A 19,314-nucleotide genomic window follows, 5' to 3' on the forward strand; every position below is an offset into this window, starting at 1 on the left:
CACCATGGCTTTTAGAGTTCCAAAAGATAATCGATAAACTGCAGCTTTTGGCCATTCATTTCGAATTCATCATCACTTATATACACTTGTTTAAAACCATTCTTTTCAAGAACTCTTTGAGATGCAATATTATTTGTTGTTGTTTTTGCTTTTATCTTTTTTACTCTGATTTCTGTTTCCAATAGTAGCTTTAAAGCGCTAGCCCCAATTCCTTTTCCTCCATATTCTTGCCCCACTCTATAACCGACTTCTGCTAAATCATTCGTTGTATCTATATCTACTAAATTAATTCTTCCAATAATATTGCCTGAGTTATCTCTTATTAAGTAGAATTTTGATTTTTCTTCCTGCTGTTCTACTAAAAGCTCTCTATGTCTTAATTTAAACGTTTCAAAATTATAATAATCTTCTCCACGACTAGGTACCATTTGTTCAAAGAATTGTCTATTATTCTTTTCGAACTGATACAATTCTTCTGCGTCACGTTCTTGTAAGCTATTAATTGATATTTCCAAGCTTCTCACCCTCATTCCGAAAAATATGTAACATAATCCATATTTAAGAAAAAATAAACTCTTTACGATATCATACCGAAGAGTTTGTTTTTAATCCATTGGAGTCCTGAAATGAAGAAAAATATACACATTCCATTCTGGTGTATAATATATGTATAACAAATCGAAAAAAGAGAAAAATCAACCCTCTAAATCTTTCAATCGTCTCCGAATAGTAGCTTCTGAAACGCGAAGTATTCGTGCAATTTCTCGATTACTTTTTTCGGTATCCTTTAAATGCAGCAACTTCGATTCGTTTATGGCCACTTTAGGCCGTCCATTTGGATTTCCCCCTCGCCATTCCTTATTTTCCTTTTTACTTTTCCAAAATTGAATCCGCATTTTCTCACCTTCTCATACGTTATAACTCTAAATTATCAGTTATAAAGCTTTATTGTAAAAAAAGAAAGCAGATTTATATCTACTCTCTTGATTGTTTAGGAAAAATATAAAAATAAAAAACGAAACCAATAATAATTGCGGGTGGTAAAGCAATTCCTATATTTTGTACAAATGCACTTGCAAGTAGTTTAAAAATCTCAATAATATCTTTAGATAAAATGTTTTGATACTGTTCTGCACCTGTCAAACCTTTGATCATTAAGGTTACAGCAAAAATAATGATATAACTAATTAAGCTATATTTAATACTTAACTTTATTTTCTCTTTATCATCGTTTTTTTCCTCTAATAACAATGTTTCCACACTGATATCTAGAATTTCCGATATCTTCAACATATTCCTCTTACTTGGATAACCATTCCCAAGTTCCCATTTAGATATAGACTTATCACTAACAACCAAAATCTCAGCTAGTTCTTGTTGAGTGATTCCTTTTTCTTCTCGATATCTTTTCAGTTTTAAACTTAAAATATTCTTCTCCATTTCATCATCCTTCCCTTACCTCAATTTATGGTAATTATCACATATTGGAAATTCTATTAACAGGAATTTTCGAAAATAGAGGAAAATAGAACACTATATAAAAATGCGACAAAACTCATTAAATAGGTTTTTGTCGCACTTTTTATTGGAAATCCTTGAATTACTATAAAACTTATATATTCTTCTTTGAAAACTCGGTATGCAACAAACTATAGATCAACATATCTTTACATTCTCCTGTAACACTATGGCATTCAAATTGTCTTAAGCAGCCTTCTTCCTTAAAGTTGAATTTCGATAACAACTTCTTTGAAGCTATATTTTCATCTGTAACAATTGCCTGTATTCTTACTAAACCTAATTGATTAAATCCTATTGATAATACTTCTTTAACAGCTTCTGACATAATACCACGATGCCAATATTCTTCAGATAATTCATACCCCATTTCAGCTCGTTTGCCTACAAATTCACTTAAAAAAATAGTACCAATAATTTCATCGGTTTCTTTGTTAGCAATAGCAAAACGAATAATCCAACCTTCATCATAGCCTTTGTTCCAAAAATTAATTACTTCATAACTTCTTTCTAAAGTTTCTGGTCCATTCCAATCAAGATAACGATATACATTTTCATTTGAATAATACTTGAATAACGTAAGAGCATCCTCCAACTTCAACTTTCTTAATTTAATGCGTTCAGTTTGTGTTGATGGGAAAGAGGTTCCTAATAATTTGGTAAAGTTCATTTTTTTCTCTCCTATTTTTTTAATGAATATCAAAATAAACTAAAGGTGAAAATTCAAAAGAAGCTGATTAAATTATATCTAACCTACATTACCTGAAAAAACCTCATTCATATTTCATAAAAGAAAATAAGCCAATGTGGTCTAAAACCACCCTGACTTATTTTTTTCTTCTTCTTTTCTCTTTTAGTACAATCCTTTGAATACTCTTTGATGATAAATAGTATTTTTCGCCCAAAGTAGCCGGATCCATTCCCGATAGATAATCGTTATAAATATTAGAATTTCTTACATCGAATTCTTCTCTTATCGTAGTACCGGATCCCCAGTTCTTTTTATGTTCTGATCTTCGCGGTATATAAATATACTCACCATCAACATATTCTTGAATTAACTCTAGCAACTCAGCCGGTAGAATATGCTTTGCTTTTTTATAGCTCATATTGCACCCCTAAATGTAATTTTTCTTTTAGGAAGAGCAAAGGCTATTTTTGCTTTATTTTATATTGCAATAGCCTTTGCTATGCAAAAAAAGTATCTCTTCTCATTCAAACATCCCCCTTGTGTTTCTGTAATTTTATTCCTACTATACCATATAAGGTTCATCACCAAAACGTTGGTTGATTTCCGTTACGGCTGGGCGCTTTCCTGGGGGCGTCCGATGAGCCGCTAATCCCCAAGGAGTCACCCAGCCTTCACTCCAATCAACTTATATACATAGCATACGTTTTAACTAATGTCGTCCACAACTTTTGGTGATGAGCCCCATATTATCCAAAAACACAAAGAGATTTTATAGATTCCTGTTCGCTTTATTATTGATAAACAAATGAAAAAGTACATTAGCGATATAGCTGCTATATGTACTCCTAAATATTTAAATTATCTATCATTCTTTACTTTTTAATTTTATTTTTTCATAGCCCTTTATATTTAAGCTTAGTTGTTTTTCCTTATTCCAAATACTATAAGGGTAAACTAAATTAACAACGGTTTTTCCATCCTTCAATTCTATATTGGCTCCTCGTGCATAAAAGGACTCTCCCTTTTCATTTGTTAATACCCATTCAAAAAATTGATTTTCATCCTCATAAAGATTTGCATCGACCATTAAAGATACATGCATAGAGCCATTCGTAAGGGTTGCTGATTGTAATTGAATACCTTCAACAGCTTTTTCCGCTTCAAATGATTGTGTTACAACCTTCGTTGGTGTCAATGTAAATGGCCATTCTCCATTAATAGTGATAATCCCTTTCTTTTCTGTATAGAAATGAATGGATTCAATTACTAATTGAGCGTTCTCTAGAGATGGCCATGCCAGTTCATTGGACTGTAATAGTAATTCATAAATTATGGATTGTCCGCTTCCTTTCAAAATTTGCTCCTCGGCATTACCCGTAATACCTTTTGAATTAAGAGGCTTTGTATCTGAAACAAGGGCATCAATTTCTATTCCTTTCGAATCATACATACGATATTCAATGCCTACGTGATAAATATCTTTTATATCCATATTTTTCGGTAAAATTTCCATTTGAAGCCCTACTCGATAGGCATCCGCAAATGTATTTTCAAGTGTAACCTTAACATCTTGTGAACTTTGCGATACACCAACATATTGTACCTCTCCGTTTTGACTAGCAAGTTCAATCCCAGCGTCCTCGAACCCTAGAAATGCTTTTAGTTTGGCCATTGCTGTATCATTAGACAAGATCATACCCGAAGCGAGCACTGCACATGCAGCCGCAGCTGAAATAGGCTTCAACCAACGTTTTGTTGTCTTTCTCTTTAATTTAGATCGAATCTCTGTATATGAACGATCAAAAGCTTTTTGCACAATATCCGGTATTTCTTGTTCTCTATTCATTTCCTCATGTAAACGGTCATCTAATGATTTTTTCATAGTAATTGTGCCCCCTCAACATAATAATTATTTTTCAAATATTGCTTCGCTCTAGAAATCCTCGACTTAATCGTCCCTTCTGATTCATGAAGAAATTCGCTAATTTCTTTTGTCGTGAGTCCATTCACATAATAAAGCGTTAAAGCAATGCGATAGCTATCATCTAGACTCTCTAATGCCTCATCAAGCTCAAGTGAAATTTGATCTTGGTGTCGCAGTTCATGCAATGTCGTCACATCTAGTGGTACAGTACGCTGATCCTGCTTCATAAATCGATAGCAGTTATTTAAAAGAATTCGACAAAGCCATGTATTAAAATATTTTGCTTCTTTTAAAGAATCTATTTTTTCAAACGCTGTCAGTATTGTGTCCTGTAAAAGGTCTGCAATGTCGTCATCTTTCAAACCAAGTCGTTTTGCTGTCCGGTAAAGCGTCATTTCGTATTGACGGATTAATTGTATAAACGCTTCTCCATCTCCCTTCTTTGCTTTTTTGACAAGAAACTCGGAACGCATATAATCACCTCTTTTTCTCTTTACATACCGTTAGAGCATTTTGATTGATAGTTAGTTGCATCGATTTATTATTTTATTACACTAACTATTAACTCTCCGAAATAGGTATTTTCGATCTGTTCAAAGCTTCATAAAATCGTTGAAATTTCAAAGGACTTTTATACCTCACTTTTCTACAAACTAAGCAGGAAGTCTCGCAATCTATTATTGACATTCCTGTTTTATTACATAATACTATACTTAAAATTTGAGTTTTTTTAGGTATAAAGTTCCGAAAACTCAGAGGGGGAACTATATGAAAAACAAAAGCATTAAGCGGCGATTATTGTTTTTTACATTAAGTTTGCTGTTATTGTCATCTGTAATCAATTCCGTATTAGGTGTGTGGGTTGTTGGGAAAAATAGTAAAGATGTTTTAATTGAGAAAGCTAATGAACAGGTCTATGAAATTGCAAAACAAGCAGAGACTATATTAAATTCTGAGAGTGATCCCATCTCATCTTTACAAGATTTTGTGGAGTTAAAAGCACAACAAGAGAATGTGACTTATGCTATTGTCATTGATACCAATGTAAAAGCAGTGGCACATAGTGATAAAGGAAAATTAGGAAAAACATATGAGGATGCATACACAATCGATGGTGCTAAACACGGAAAAAAGCAATTTACGAGATGGTATGCTGAAGTTCAAGGTTTTTGGACATATGACATCATGGAGCCTATATATAAAAATGGTGAACTTTATGGAGTAATTGACATAGGGGTGCCAGAAAGCGGTATTCAATCTATTACAAACTCTGTACTAAGCTATCAGATTATTACAGGTGTAGTGAGTTTTATCATTATAGGTGCTTTAATGTGGTGGATTATTGGTCGCATCGTTGCTGCCATTAAAAATCTTGAAAATGTCATTCATCAAACTACTAGCTTAGACTTTACCGAAAATCCTGAGTTAGATAAGCTATTAAATCATCAAGATGAAATTGGTCTTATGGCAAAAGGCATCTCTAGCATGCGCTCTGCATTAAAGAATGTTACCGTCAACATACATAATACTAGTTCCGAGTTATCAGATTCTTCTAAGATTCTTATTCAAATAGCAGAAGATACGGTACGTACGACTGACGAAATTAGTTCAGCCATTAATGAAATGGCAAAAGCTACAGAAGAGCAGGCTCATGATACAGAAAAAAGCGGAGAACAATTAAATCAACTATCTGGAAATATTGATCGTGTTATTGAGCATACAGAGAAGATCGCTTCCATGACAGAGGATATTGATCATTTAAGTAATGAAGGTGTAGAAACTGTCAACCAACTCTCTGTTTGGTCAGAGAAGAATCGTGAATCTTCACAACAGGTAAGTAAAATCGTTCAAGAAGTAGAAAAAACTTCATCTGATATATCAAGTATTGTCAATACAATTACAGATATCGCAACTCAAACTAATTTATTAGCTCTGAATGCATCCATTGAGTCAGCTCGCGTGGGTGAAGCAGGGAAAGGTTTCGCAGTCGTTGCTGATGAAATTCGAAAATTATCGGAACAGACATCTAATGCTACTGAGGATATTAAGCATAAAATCTCTGCAATTCAGGATATTTCTAAAAGTGCTGTGCAGGAAATTAGTACAAGCCTTAGCATTGTCGAACAAAATGCACAAGCTACAAAGGATACTAGCGAAATCTTCCATACAATAAAGGTAGCTCTAGATCAGACGAGTGAAGTGGCACAAGAGGTGAAACATTTATCTCATGAGATGGATGAGCGCAAGGAGCAAATCATTAGTGCCGTACAAAACATATCCGCTTCTGCCGTAGAAACTTCTGCAGGAACAGAACAAGTTTCGGCATCCGCAAATGAACAGCTTAAAAGCATCGAGACTGTCTCTGAAAAAGCTAAAGACCTAAATGCTATTGCTGATGCTTTAAGAGACGAAATGAAAAAATTCACTATTTAATGTAAAAAAGCTGATTCAATTATGAATCAGCTTTTTTAGCACATATCTTTATATCAATTTACTTTCTTTCAGTAAATCATAGATGATCGTGTCTTTTGTTTTATGAATACCAAATTTACCTATTTGTTTTAAGATAAATGGAGCATCTACATCTGTTAATTTTTTACCATCAAGTAAGCGAGCAGTTGAAGATAATAAAGTACGAATGTCAAAAGTAGATGCAAATACTTCAGGAACGCCTCTATCAATATTTAATAATTGATAAACAGCTTCCATCGCTGTTCTTACTGAATACTCAGTAGTGAATACAGTGTCTCTTTCAGTTTCACTAAAGTTCCCCATGAAGGCTAAGTTAACAGATCCATTAGGGACAACTAAAGGACGATCCCCCATTGCTCTAGGCATGAAGTAAGATGTTATATAAGGCATGTAACACGGAATTGTATTACAAGAATTTTGTGCTAGATCCGGTATTTCCTCTACAGGCACACCCATATGGTACAACCACTCTTGTGCTATCTCACTTCCAGAACATTCGGTAATACTCTTTTTAATAAAATCACCTGGTTTATTAGATAGTAAACCATAAATCCAAACTACTAATTGGTCTTTTGGTTGTTCTTTAAAATGAGGTTGTCGGTTCAACGTATAGCTTAGCATCCAATTAGAATCTGTAGCAGTTACAATACCACCAGTAACTACCTTGCCAGCATATGGATCTCTTTTACTGATTTTTTCAATATACGGAGCAACTCGATCATCCAGTGTAGTAAGTGTTGCTGAAACAAACCAACTTTCTTCCGGAAGATTATCGCAGAATTTTTCTGGTTTACCAAACTCAGAATCTTGGGAAGCGATGTTTTTCCAAAGTGACCAGCTTCCGCCTAAATCAGTACTTATAGGGGCTGGCGTATTATTGTCACCATAAGTTGTACTCTCTGTGATACTACCATTTGTAACAAACACTAATTCATTTTCTGTTAGCTCAATATTCTTTTTCACACCATTTTGTTTTAACACTAAAGTATGAGCAACTTTTTTATCGCCAACTTTATCAACTAAAACATTCTCTACAACAGTATTAAATTGGAAATCAACATTATGGCTTTCCAAATATTTAATCATAGGAAGTACTAAAGATTCGTACTGGTTATACTTTGTAAATTTTAATGCAGATAAATCAGGTAGACCCCCAACATGATGAATAAAACGCATAATATAACGACGCATTTCCATTGCTGAATGCCATTTTTCAAAAGCAAACATCGTAGACCAATATAGCCAGAAGTTCGATTCAAAGAACTCTTCAGAGAAAACATCTGTAATTTTTACATCATCTAATTTCTCTTCAGGCGTAAAGAATAATTTAATCATTTCTTCAGATGCTTTATCAGATAATGTAAACTTCCCATCATCCTCAAGTCTTTGACCTCTATTATCCATCAATCTACATTTTGAATAGTTAGGATCCTCTTTATTTAACCAATAAAACTCATCTAAAACAGAAGCGTTTTCTATTTCTAAAGATGGGATTGAACGGAATAGATCCCATAGGCATTCAAAATGATCTTCCATTTCTCGACCACCACGAATAATAAAGCCTCTTGTCGGATTTAAAATACCATCAAGGCTACCGCCTGAGATATCTAGTTCTTCGAGAATATGAATATTCTCTCCCTTCATTTGACCATCACGAATTAAAAAACATGCGGCTGACAGTGAAGCTAGCCCCGAACCAACAAGATATGCCGATTTCTCATCAACACCCACTGGTTTTTTAGGACGTGCGAAAGCCTCATAATTACCATTACTGTAATACATAATACCGCCTCCATAAACTATTATCGTGATATAGCATACCATTATTTTGCATGATAATGGTAAAATGAGAGAGAAATTAACAAAAAATTCAATTTTAAAGTTAAACTCTAGATATTCATACCCTATTATTTGACATAACAATTCACTGCATTTTTATAAATTATTCATCGATATCTTTTGTTTTAAAGGGATTATGACATTAGATTGCCTTGTAGCGGATAACCTTTAAAGTACTTGGATTAATTGTATGATTCCCTTAACCATAAAGCTGATAAAGTATACAATATACTGACGTCTACCTTGCATAATTATTATAGTAAGAAAATAAAATGGATCATTCCACAGTCAAATTTCACAGGCACAATCGATACAATAACCATCCTTATTTTTGGCGCTTTAGTAATCTGCTTAGCTCCCTTATTTTATAAATCGTATATATTGTTGCTCCCCAATTTGTAAAACCTCATCATTCATTAATATTATGTCAGTATCATCTTCTACAAGTTTTTCCCCATTTAAAGAAACACCATTTTGTTTCATTAATCGCATAAACTCATTTTTACTTTTAATATATCCTTTTGCAATTAATGATGGAATAATATCTAGTACAGACTCTTCCCCTATTTCAATTAACATTGTGGGGATGTTATCAGGCGAAACCTGTCCTTCATTAACGATCATACCTACACCTTTTTGAATCATCTCTAAATGTTCTCCCAGTTCTAAAAACATACAATACAACTCCTTAAATATTGAATTAATATTGCAAGTTCTATAAGAGTAAAAATCAATTTCACCTTGGCGTAATAGTAGCTGTCGCTTTGCTTTTGCTACAGATAAATTGCCACAGGATGTGACGTTCTTAGACTGAGCTCCTCTATATAAGGAATCACATCGCATTCATCTTACCACCCACTTCTACTGAATGAAGATAAAAAAACGCCCTTTAGGAATCAACCTAAAGGACGTGTATGAACGTGTTACCACCTTAATTTAAGAGCTACTCACATAACTCTACTCAATAGGTACGGCTAAAAGCGATACCTCTGCATTGATTACGGATGCAAACCCGTCGTAGCCTACTAAAGTTCGGTACGCAGCTCCAAGATGAATTCATTTTAACTTTCCTTGCGCCTCTCATCAACCGGCCACTTTCTGTAAGTTCCATTAAAACTACTAGTTCTCTTCAACACTTTTACTCTTATACTCCAAATTGTTATCAACAATTTTTCGTTATGCAAATCTTGTTAATTATTATAGTCCCTTTATTTGAATTGTCAATAAATTAGAAGGGTATTTTAAATTAAGTTGTATAATTTTTGGAAAGTTACTTAACATAGCTCCCTAAGTAAATTTACAGATACAATTGATAACTAAAGCCCTCTAAATGCAATATCTAATAAAAATTATAATTGGGCTAAATGAATAATCAAAAATACTATAGGAGGAATCATTAATGATGGCAGAAGATTTAACGTATTAAATTTCTTGATCCCTAAAATACTTAAACCTGAAGCTAATATTAATATACCTCCTACAATAGTCACTTCATTTAGAAGATCATTGCTTAAAGAATTCTCCATTAATATCGCAATTAAATAAATAGAACCTTGCCATACAAATAATACTATCCCTGCAACAGCTATCCCAATACCAAAGGTAGAAGCTAAAACAATTGAAGTAATTCCATCCAACATACCGTTTGCAAGCAGATATGTATAGTCTCCCTTTAACGCAGCCTCAACGGGACCTAAAATTGATAAAGTTCCAATACAAAATAATAAAATAGCAGTCGATAAACCTTCAGCTAAATTACCCTTAGAGTACTTATTTACTAAAGCATTAAATCTTGTTTCTAACTTTAGTTTTTGACCTAGTAAACCTCCTATAGCTAAACTTACAATAAAAAGCACCGGATATTTGCTTGAAGGTAAATGTTGCACTAGTGCATTTATTCCTAACCCCATAGCTACTAGTCCCATAGCCTGCATTAAAATATTATGATATTCATCTTTTATCCCCTTTTTAAAGATGCTTCCCACAATGCTCCCGACTATTATCATCATTGTATTAAATATTGTTCCAACCATAAGCATTTCTCCTATTAAATAATAATCTTAACCCAAATGTATTATGAAGCTTAGCCATTTCCCCTATTGAAAATCGATTCTCCATTCAAATCTTCCTTTAGTCATAAGATATGTTTAATTTATCTTATCACAATACAGTTCATTGACCGTTATAAGCGGAATAAAAAAGGCAGCTCTGCCTCTGGAACAACACATCTTCAAACAAAAAACAGTATGACTTTTTATAAACAACGCAACTTAATTTGGACCTATATTTTTATCTCTTCGACAAATAGTGACAAAAAAATGTAATTCAGTTTGATATATTATTCTAGAATTTATTATTCGAAGATATAGATATTTCGAGAATGGAGAATAGAATATGGAAACACAAGCCTACAAATATCCTAGACAAAGGATTAATGGGATTTGGCTAATAATAGCTGGCTTTGCAATGTTCTTACTTTTAATAAAATATAACGGCTATCCAAATGTTTGGCCTTTTGCCATCGTTTATGTACTAGGTATGATTTGGCAATTAAGCCCTAAAACCCGGGAGAAATTAGCAGTTGGTCCTGGTACACCGGAACAAAAAAAGTGGTCTAATTTTTCAATTTTTTTATTAGCTATTTTAGTTTTTGTCAGTTTTCAATTATTTGCCAATGATTATAGAACTTGCTGGCTATTAATTATTTTAGCTGTCGGCATTCATTTCGTACCTTTTATTCCGGTACATGGGAAATTAATGCTTTTTCTATCAATCACTTTAATAATCAATGCATTCATTGGATTAATCCTGACTAACGTAAGTCTAGATGTCTTTTTTGTAATAGATGGCCTAATAAAGATTTTATTTGGTAGTATTTACATTAAACTAAGCCCTATTAATTTTTAAAAAAATGAGGATTCTGCTCTGCAGTAATCCTCATTTTTTTAAGTGAATTTATACTATCTAGTACAAATAAAGTTAAGCAAAACCGTATAAAAATTCAAAAATCTAATTGACACTATTTTTAATGTGTGATAAAAATGATATTATCAATTCGGAAAATTAATATTTGGGCAATGATAGGATTAAGTAGTGAAAATCTCCCTATATCAGAGAGCTGATGGTTGGTGCGAATCAGTATATAGATGATCATGAATTTCGACCTGGAGCATCTTTCATAAATCACACGTTGTGAGGAAGTGGAAGACGGTAGAGAATACCGTTATCAAATAAAGTGGTGAAGAATTTTTTTCACAACTAGGGTGGTACCGCGATATATATCGTCCCTACGTATGCACGTAGGGACGTTTTTTATTTAGGTCTTACTCTTGTTGTATTTTCATAACTAGGGTGGTACCGCGATATTTTATCGTCCCTACGTATTTGCGTAGGGGCGTTTTTTATTTGGGTCTTACTCTTGTTGTATCTTCATAACTAGGGTGGTACCGCGATATTTTATCGTCCCTACGTATTTGCGTAGGGACGTTTTTTATTTAAAAAGAAGTGGTTGTATGAGAAAGGAGTCACGATAGAACAATATTATAAAAACCGAATTGTCATAAACAAAGAAATAGAAAAAGAGAGGAGATAAAGAGATGAAATCACAGCAATGGACATCGAAATTAGGTTTTATTTTAGCCGCAGCAGGTTCAGCAATAGGTCTTGGCGCGATTTGGAAGTTCCCGTATATGGCCGGTATTGGAGGTGGAGGTGCATTCTTCCTTATTTTCATCGGTTTTACTTTATTAATTGGTTTACCATTATTATTGGCGGAATTTGTAATTGGAAGAAGTACACAAAAAGAGGTTGTTGCAGCATATAGAGATATTGCTCCTAAGACGCTATGGTCGGGGCTAGGTAAATTAGGGATTGTAACATGTTTCATATTGCTTTCATTCTACAGTGTTGTAGGAGGATGGATTTTATTATATTTATGGAATGCAATTACAGGTAGACTATGGGAAGGAAATGGCTCTTACGAAGCAACCTTTGGTGAAATCATTTCCAATCCATTTTTAGCGGTTGGATCACAGCTATTATTTATTCTTATGACTATTTTTATCGTAAGTAAAGGTGTACAAAACGGTGTTGAAAAAGTAAATAAGTATTTCATGCCAGCACTATTTGTTTTATTCTTTGTATTAATTATTCGTGCTCTTACATTAGATGGAGCAGGAGAAGGGGTTCGTTTCTTCTTACAGCCTGATTTCTCAAATGTTACATCTGAAGTTATTTTATATGCGATGGGGCAATCGTTCTTCTCGTTATCTGTCGGGGTAGGAGTTATGGTTACGTATAGCTCATACTTACCGAAAGAAGAAAGTTTACCGCGTTCCGCATTTTCTATCGTCGGTTTAACGCTTGTCATTACATTGCTTTCAGGGCTTGCTATTTTCCCAGTAGTATTCGCATTTGGAATGGAACCGTCTCAAGGACCAGGTCTATTATTTATAGTATTGCCAGCGATTTTCAGTAAAATGGCATTCGGAAAATTGTTCTTCATTATTTTCTTATTACTATTTTTCTTTGCAACTATAACATCAGCCATTTCGATGTTGGAAATTAGCGTTGCCTCTTTAACGACAAAGGGTAAAGGGAAACGCGAAAAAATGGCATTGATGGTCGGATTACTAATCTTTGTTGTAGGGATTCCATCGGCGCTATCATTTGGTGTATTAAGCGATGTGCAATTGTTTGGAAAAACAATCTTTGATTTAGCAGACTATACAGTAAGTAATATTCTTATGCCACTCGGTGTATTATTAGTTGCGATCTTCGTACCGTTTAAAATGAAGAAAGATGTATTAATGAGAGAACTGGGTGTGAGTAAAAATAAAGGCTATAAATTATTTGTATTATGGTTATTCTTACTTCGCTATATAGCACCGATTGCAATTATTATCGTATTTTTAAATGTAATTGGCGTGATTTAAACTAATCTTACTTTTATAGACAAAAAACCAAAACTAAAAAGGGCATATTTATTGTTCCTTAGTAGTTTTGGTTATATTTTGTTGAGGTAACGGATTGTTCATACAGTTCATGATTTTAAAAAGCTAGAACTTGTCTATCGGGAAGCAATGGCAAGCACAAGACCAGCTCCCGCTTCTTCAGTCCTTGATTTATCCCCTTGGAAAAATCGATCAAATATTTTGGGTATATTCTCTTCCTCAATACCGATGCCATTATCCTGTACTCTTATGAAAACGGAATTAAAGGTCTGGGAACAAGAAATTAAAATTCCCCCTCCCTCTTTCGTATACTTTATAGCTTTATCTAATAAAATGACCATTAATTGATGAATTCTCTCCTTGTCTCCGATAAGAGAGACAGAAGCATTTTCTGCCTTTGTTGTTAAACAATCGTACCCGTTTATAGCGTAAGAACAACATATGAGGTTTATTAGAACTTAGGAATATTATTGTATCCTTCTATGATATCCCCAAACCCTTGGTTGATGAGAGAGTTCGCTACAGATTGAAAAATTTCCTGCTTACTTTCCACGAGATATTGCGCTTTCGAGCGAATGAGTAGATCAAACATTTCACTTCTTTTTTCTCCAACAGCTTCCCAAGATTGTTGAGATTTCAGTAAATCTTCTAACGTCAAGAGAGGATAATCAGTTCCTTCAAAAGTGAAATCGCCATTCACTTGATACCACACATCCCCATTCTCTCGTAACCATTTTTCTCCGATATTTTCAACACCCCATCTCATATTTCTGGCTACGTCTAAATAGGATTTCTCTTTTGTTTGTTGATAGGATTCTAGTAAGAAATTCATTTCTCCTAAAGCGTGATTTAAGGATGTATGTGTCTTCTTTGTCTGCTGAGGAGAATAATAATCGGTCACAAGGTAACCGCCTTTGGGAACTTCGATTATGTTTCCATTGTTTGCCTGATCGACTAAAAAATCTGCATAGGTGATGGTCGAGTTTTTGAGTTCTTTGATGTCAAGGATGTCCCCTGCCTCTTTGAGGAATAACGCAGTTTTTTCGTTATGCCTTGTATCGATATATGGAGCTTGGATTCCGTAATCTTTTTTCAGCCACGAACTCGTATACTCCGTTTCCCATAATCCTTTTTTATCTCCTTGAAAAATAAATAAGTTTGCAACAGAGTTTAATAGCAAATCATAGAAGTATCGCTCCTGCATACTTTCATAGTGATCTAAGGCTTTTTTATCTTGGACCCTCACTAGGTTTCGCCCATATCCTAACTTTGTTGCAGGTTCGATCGACCACGGGAGTTTTGTATAAGGCCCTTCGGCTGTATACCATTTGTTAGTTTCTTTGTATTGTTTGGCACTTTGACTAATCCATTCATTGAGCCCTTCTTCTTTTTTAAACAGAGGCTCTTGTGACACTAACACCCAGTTTTCAGATAAATCTTTTCCTACTGATTGAAGTGGAAGCGTTACAGTAAGGCCATTATCATTATTAATTAATTCCAAGGCCTTATTTTCACTCGTCAACTCCCGAACCACACTCTTGTCCCCGTTCTCATACTTTGTTATCAATTCTTTCGATACATAGTTTCGGCTTATCATCATATTGGTAACTAATTTTTTGTGTTCCTTTACTTTTAACAGGCCGATAGGATAGGTGGTTGGATCTACACCGGATACATGATCGTGCTCATGTTGAATTTCCTGTCGTTCGAAATCTGTCAGATCATACTTTACACTTCCCCTAATAGGGTACGATATCGAGGCACTATAACCTTTGCTGCTTTTGTTTTGTAATTGAGTGAAAATGAAGAAATCCCCATTATCGATTTCTCGAATAGTGACCTTGATGGAACCCACGTTTTCCCCATCTTCAAATAATTTATAGACCGTTGTTTGATCCATTGAACGAATATACGTTTTATTCGAACTTTTTGTTTTTTGCAGTAGTAAACCATTGGCTTCCAAATGTAATTGTGTGGAGTTCGGTAATGCTAGAGAAACCCTCTCTTTAGGTTCAATTTCTTTATTTTCAGCTTCTCCTTCACCTTCACCCGCTCTGTTTAATAAACATGAAGTCAAGGTTATAATCGCTAATATGAAGCATAAAATTCTGCCCCAGATTTTTCTATTAATCAAATTAGTCCTCCTGATGTAACTAAACGAAGAGGTTGACTCTTTTCCATTTTTACTCGTTTATGTATGATTTTATTCATCGTTGATTTATCAGTGTTTCTAGCTTATGAAGAGTAGCTTTAGAATATAGATTGATTAAAAAATTTCCTTCAACCTTTATAATCAGCAAATGCAAAAACTCCATTATTTTGAAAAAAGTTTGATCAAAATGGAGTTAATCTTTCTAACTAAGTTTGAGATTTTTAAAAAAAGTTTAATCAATTAAATGTGCCTTATTCAACTAAAACACTCTGTTAGTTCAACAAGAAAAGTTATTATTGTTCCTTTTCATCACATAGCTCTTCTGCAATCTGCTTTATACGTTCTATCGTTATACCTTCTCTTTGTTCTATGGCTAAGGGATGTTCAGTTGGTTCTAACTCAATATAAGGACGTACTCCAATGGAACGAGTATGAACCATCGTTTTTAAATTTATCGTTTCAGGATAACAAGGAATTGAAGTGGATAACCAACCAAACATCGGCTCTAGTTCTTGTTCTCTTCCTTCCACTTCCCAACAGTCATTAGTTTTATCAAAATTTCCTTTGCTTAATGAAACCCAGACATCCCAAATAAATAGCCCCTCTCCATCGATTACAGGAATTTCAATACATCCACGAATAAAAAAATACTCATTGTCAATAATGCATAAATCTTCGTTCATCTCTATTCGGCTTTCTTGTTCCTCTAATGGTACGTCATAACAATAATCAGGAACTGGACTTCCATAACTCATTGGAAGTTCATTGTGATACTTCTCGCAACATCTACATAAATAACCTTCTTGATAATTACTCATTATATAATCCCTCACAAGAGAAATAGCTTTTTCTCAATATTAACCTGAATTAAAACAGATATTCCAAAAGTATACTATACCTAGGATCATGTCAGAAATAAAAATAAGCTATAAAGAAAAATCTCTTCACAGCTTATTTTATTCATTATTTTTTATTGTTCACTAGTTTGTGTGGATGGCTTTAATAAGAACCAAACAATTACTAAAGTTACTAGTGCTAATATAAAAGTACCCATATAAATGAAATGTACACTTGAAGCTAATGCTTCTTGTGATTCGGTTACTACGTTTGCTGTAGTTCCTGCATGTCCACCAGAAGATACAAGATCCAGGTTTTTTATACCGCGTGCATGAATCATCGTGTTGAAAATTGCTCCAAAAACTGCAGCACCTAATGTTTGACTAAACGTATTGATAAATGTGTTTAAGCCAATCGCTGTCCCGCGAGTATGATTTGGAACAGCTGATTGAATTGTTACCATGTAAATAGGTACAACAAGCCCCATTCCTAAGCCGAATAATCCAACTGCAATATAAATAAGGAATGCTGGTGAATCTGTTGACAATGTAAATAGTGAAAAGGCAGCAACTGAAAGAATGCTAGCTCCAAGTAGAATGATTTGTTTCGTTTTTAAGTTATCAACTAATTTACCAGAAAAAATAGTGCCAAATGTCCACATAACAGGAAGTGGCATTAAAATGAGTCCGGCATCTGTCGCATTTTTTCCTAATACACCTTGGCTCCAAATTGGAAGATACATGGTAATACTAATAAGCATTGCTCCAGAAATAAGAGTTAGAATGTTTATAGTAGATAATGTACGGTTAGAGAAAAGTGTTAGCGGAATTAATGGTTCCGGAGATTTTTTCTCAATGAATAAGAAAATAACGAATGAAACAGCTGCAAAAATTAAGAGGCCAATAATTGTCATGTCCCCCCAGTTTTGCTTACTGCTACCTGTTAATAACGCGTATAGTAGAGCGATTGCACTTAATGAGAATACCGTTGCACCAAGATAGTCAATATGGTGCTTAGCAGGCTTAATAGATTCTTTATAATAAATGACAATCATTAAGCAAGCGATAATCCCAAATGGAACGTTTAAGAAGAAGATGTAGCGCCAAGAAAGAGAATCAACTAAAAATCCGCCAACTAATGGTCCGATAACACCAGAGACGCCCCAAACAGCACTAATCCAGCCCTGTGCTTTTGCACGGTCTTTCACTTCGCTATATAAGTCACCAATGATTGTCATTGTTATTGGCATAATAGCGCCAGCACCTAGACCTTGAAGCGCTCGAAAGGCGATGAGCTGTTCCATCGATGTAACGACACCGCAAAGTGCTGAGCCGACTAAGAATATTGTAGCTCCGATAAGTAAAACTTTTTTACGACCGAATAAATCAGCCAGTTTCCCGTATATTGGAGTCGAAACAGCTGTGGCAAGCATATAAATGGCATATACCCAACTAACAAGTTCGACGCCCGATAAATCACTCGTTATACGGGGGATTGCTGTACTAATAATTGTTCCTTCTACAGCAGAAAGAAATGTCATTAACATTAATGATAAAATAACTTTTTTTCTCATATTTTCCCCTTTACTTCTATCCAGTTAAAAATATTCAATATATAACTAAATATTTTTATTAACTATCAACTAACAAATCTAGTTTACCTGAGGGTTAGTTTGACCATGCATTGTTAGAATTTATATGTTTAAGCAGCTCTACAACCATGTTTAAACCACCAATCCACATGTAGTCTTGGTCATTATTTGCTTGAACAAGTACACTTTCAAAAGCTCTACCTGTTGTAGAACCACCATCAGGATTTTCGAATTCAACCATCTTATTCGAGCTCGTTAAGTACCATCCAACCTGCACCTAGCCCAGTACCACGACCTTCTTTAATCCACTTTTCTACTTCCAATGTCCTTGCTCTCTTAGACAAAAAACGCCCCATAGATAACTATAATCTAAAGGGGAAAAACGGTACATCTTTTTTGTAAACAGAATGACTTTATTTCAAAGCTACAGAAGTGTAGAGTGACAATAAAGTTATTTAATTTTCTAACCTCAAATACAAATAACCCGTCCTGATTTTTAGGACGGGATTCAAATAAAGTTATTTAATTCTAAGTGTTGTTTTACAATAGGGCTCTTAGTGAAATAGATCAACATTTAAGAATGTTGATCTATTTCACTTCCTGCCTTTTTCAAAGCTCTTTGAAGTTGATAAATTTTCATCATACTAATTAATCCAACTAATAGGGCTCCCAATAGAACTGACCCAATAATGACGAGGATCAACGGCCACTCAGCTTTTCCAAATACATAATTAACCGTTACCATGTCAACATTGATAACTGAAAAAACCGCAATAATTAAGACCACAATTAGTGCTAATATTAAGTTCCATTGCCTTTTCATAAGCCACCTCATTAATTGTTATTTAACGATTCTACATTCACTATTATAGAATCAGAATTAGCTTAGGACAATCACTATTTCGCGGCAAGGATATAGCCTTTTTTAAACAACTCTATTATTTTTTAATCGACTTTATTGTTTTTTAAATATCTTTATTACCATGAAACAAAAGATGTCTACACACAGCTTAGTCATGATGTAATTTTAAAAATCAAATTATTTTAACCACAACTTAAACGTGACGTAACCTTAAAACACTATTCAGACGCTTTTTCGAATATCTATTCTAAATCGATTCCTATTTACTTTTATTATATAGATATTCATTAAACAATTTATGCTTTTCTAATAAGTCCTCGGGTTTAAACCATTTCTCTCTCTTATTTTCTTTAAGCAACAATTTCAATTGAATTGATATGTAATTTATTTGAAACAGCTTCTATGCTAAAACCCTTATTATATATTAATGATAATTCATTGACTTTCCATTCTTCTGTTTTAATAATCCTTGTTTC

General features: G+C 34.0%; 18 protein-coding genes, 1 pseudogene and 2 other annotated features. Of the genes and pseudogenes, 3 read left to right on the top strand and 16 right to left on the bottom strand.

Features of this window, described 5'->3' with window-relative positions; all coding sequences use genetic code 11:
• Window positions 1–11: 11 nt before the first annotated feature.
• The 7 genes from ACIQLB_RS11115 to ACIQLB_RS11145 form a co-directional block, all read right to left on the bottom strand.
• Window positions 12–515: a GNAT family N-acetyltransferase gene (locus tag ACIQLB_RS11115; protein ID WP_400725198.1), complete on the bottom strand. Its 504-nt coding sequence runs from the start codon at window positions 513–515 to the stop codon at window positions 12–14.
• Window positions 516–695: 180 nt separating this feature from the next.
• Window positions 696–896, bottom strand: a complete 201-nt coding sequence (locus tag ACIQLB_RS11120) for a winged helix-turn-helix transcriptional regulator (protein WP_400725201.1) — start codon at window positions 894–896, stop codon at window positions 696–698.
• A 79-nt stretch (window positions 897–975) separates the two neighbouring features.
• The gene (locus ACIQLB_RS11125) at window positions 976–1,440 is read right to left on the bottom strand and encodes a helix-turn-helix domain-containing protein (RefSeq protein WP_400725204.1); all 465 of its coding nucleotides are present in this window, start codon (window positions 1,438–1,440) and stop codon (window positions 976–978) included.
• A gap of 172 nt (window positions 1,441–1,612) precedes the next feature.
• Entirely contained in the window at window positions 1,613–2,188 is a 576-nt protein-coding gene (locus tag ACIQLB_RS11130; RefSeq protein WP_400725207.1) for a GNAT family N-acetyltransferase, read from the bottom strand.
• 157 nt (window positions 2,189–2,345) lie between these two features.
• Window positions 2,346–2,627 (bottom strand): CD3324 family protein, encoded by a 282-nt coding sequence (locus ACIQLB_RS11135; protein ID WP_400725210.1) that lies wholly within the window; start codon window positions 2,625–2,627, stop codon window positions 2,346–2,348.
• Between the two features lie 447 nt (window positions 2,628–3,074).
• Window positions 3,075–4,091, bottom strand: a complete 1,017-nt coding sequence (locus ACIQLB_RS11140; RefSeq protein WP_400725213.1) for a DUF4179 domain-containing protein — start codon at window positions 4,089–4,091, stop codon at window positions 3,075–3,077.
• Window positions 4,088–4,606, bottom strand: a complete 519-nt coding sequence (locus tag ACIQLB_RS11145; protein ID WP_400725216.1) for an RNA polymerase sigma factor — start codon at window positions 4,604–4,606, stop codon at window positions 4,088–4,090. The genes ACIQLB_RS11140 and ACIQLB_RS11145 overlap by 4 nt, the downstream gene beginning before the upstream one ends.
• Before the next feature lie 295 nt (window positions 4,607–4,901).
• Between ACIQLB_RS11145 and ACIQLB_RS11150 the strand changes: the two genes are divergently transcribed.
• Complete coding sequence (locus ACIQLB_RS11150; RefSeq protein ID WP_400725219.1) at window positions 4,902–6,566, top strand: methyl-accepting chemotaxis protein; 1,665 nt, start codon at window positions 4,902–4,904, stop codon at window positions 6,564–6,566.
• Window positions 6,567–6,614: 48 nt separating this feature from the next.
• Here ACIQLB_RS11150 and ACIQLB_RS11155 read toward each other — a convergent pair whose 3' ends face one another.
• From ACIQLB_RS11155 to ACIQLB_RS11165, 3 genes are all read right to left on the bottom strand, one after another.
• Window positions 6,615–8,387: an oleate hydratase gene (locus ACIQLB_RS11155; RefSeq protein ID WP_400725222.1), complete on the bottom strand. Its 1,773-nt coding sequence runs from the start codon at window positions 8,385–8,387 to the stop codon at window positions 6,615–6,617.
• Between the two features lie 417 nt (window positions 8,388–8,804).
• Window positions 8,805–9,119: a hypothetical protein gene (locus ACIQLB_RS11160; protein WP_400725225.1), complete on the bottom strand. Its 315-nt coding sequence runs from the start codon at window positions 9,117–9,119 to the stop codon at window positions 8,805–8,807.
• 226 nt (window positions 9,120–9,345) lie between these two features.
• Window positions 9,346–9,586 (bottom strand) — a binding site (T-box leader).
• Between the two features lie 207 nt (window positions 9,587–9,793).
• On the bottom strand, window positions 9,794–10,477 hold the full coding sequence (locus ACIQLB_RS11165) for a DUF554 domain-containing protein (RefSeq protein ID WP_400725228.1): 684 nt from the start codon (window positions 10,475–10,477) through the stop codon (window positions 9,794–9,796).
• Window positions 10,478–10,838: 361 nt separating this feature from the next.
• Between ACIQLB_RS11165 and ACIQLB_RS11170 the strand changes: the two genes are divergently transcribed.
• Window positions 10,839–11,351: a DUF6609 family protein gene (locus ACIQLB_RS11170; protein ID WP_400725231.1), complete on the top strand. Its 513-nt coding sequence runs from the start codon at window positions 10,839–10,841 to the stop codon at window positions 11,349–11,351.
• A 161-nt stretch (window positions 11,352–11,512) separates the two neighbouring features.
• Window positions 11,513–11,736 (top strand) — a binding site (T-box leader).
• Between the two features lie 304 nt (window positions 11,737–12,040).
• Window positions 12,041–13,378: a sodium-dependent transporter gene (locus tag ACIQLB_RS11175; RefSeq protein WP_400725233.1), complete on the top strand. Its 1,338-nt coding sequence runs from the start codon at window positions 12,041–12,043 to the stop codon at window positions 13,376–13,378.
• A gap of 140 nt (window positions 13,379–13,518) precedes the next feature.
• Here ACIQLB_RS11175 and ACIQLB_RS11180 read toward each other — a convergent pair.
• The 6 genes and pseudogenes from ACIQLB_RS11180 to ACIQLB_RS11205 form a co-directional block, all read right to left on the bottom strand.
• A pseudogene (locus ACIQLB_RS11180) lies at window positions 13,519–13,776 on the bottom strand (ATP-binding protein); the annotation flags it as partial.
• A 71-nt stretch (window positions 13,777–13,847) separates the two neighbouring features.
• A complete protein-coding gene (locus ACIQLB_RS11185; protein ID WP_400725236.1) occupies window positions 13,848–15,530 on the bottom strand; it encodes a hypothetical protein in 1,683 nt (560 codons plus the stop codon).
• A 311-nt stretch (window positions 15,531–15,841) separates the two neighbouring features.
• Entirely contained in the window at window positions 15,842–16,366 is a 525-nt protein-coding gene (locus ACIQLB_RS11190) for a DUF2199 domain-containing protein (RefSeq protein ID WP_400725239.1), read from the bottom strand.
• Between the two features lie 152 nt (window positions 16,367–16,518).
• Window positions 16,519–17,958, bottom strand: a complete 1,440-nt coding sequence (locus ACIQLB_RS11195) for an MDR family MFS transporter (protein WP_400725242.1) — start codon at window positions 17,956–17,958, stop codon at window positions 16,519–16,521.
• A 94-nt stretch (window positions 17,959–18,052) separates the two neighbouring features.
• Window positions 18,053–18,217 carry a hypothetical protein gene (locus tag ACIQLB_RS11200; protein WP_400725245.1) on the bottom strand — a complete coding sequence of 55 codons (165 nt, stop codon included), beginning with the start codon at window positions 18,215–18,217 and terminating at the stop codon, window positions 18,053–18,055.
• A gap of 333 nt (window positions 18,218–18,550) precedes the next feature.
• A complete protein-coding gene (locus tag ACIQLB_RS11205; protein WP_400725246.1) occupies window positions 18,551–18,799 on the bottom strand; it encodes a LapA family protein in 249 nt (82 codons plus the stop codon).
• Window positions 18,800–19,314: the final 515 nt, after the last annotated feature.

The sequence above is a fragment of the Lysinibacillus sp. NPDC092081 genome (assembly GCF_044755845.1).
In the GTDB taxonomy this organism is placed as follows: domain Bacteria; phylum Bacillota; class Bacilli; order Bacillales_A; family Planococcaceae; genus Lysinibacillus.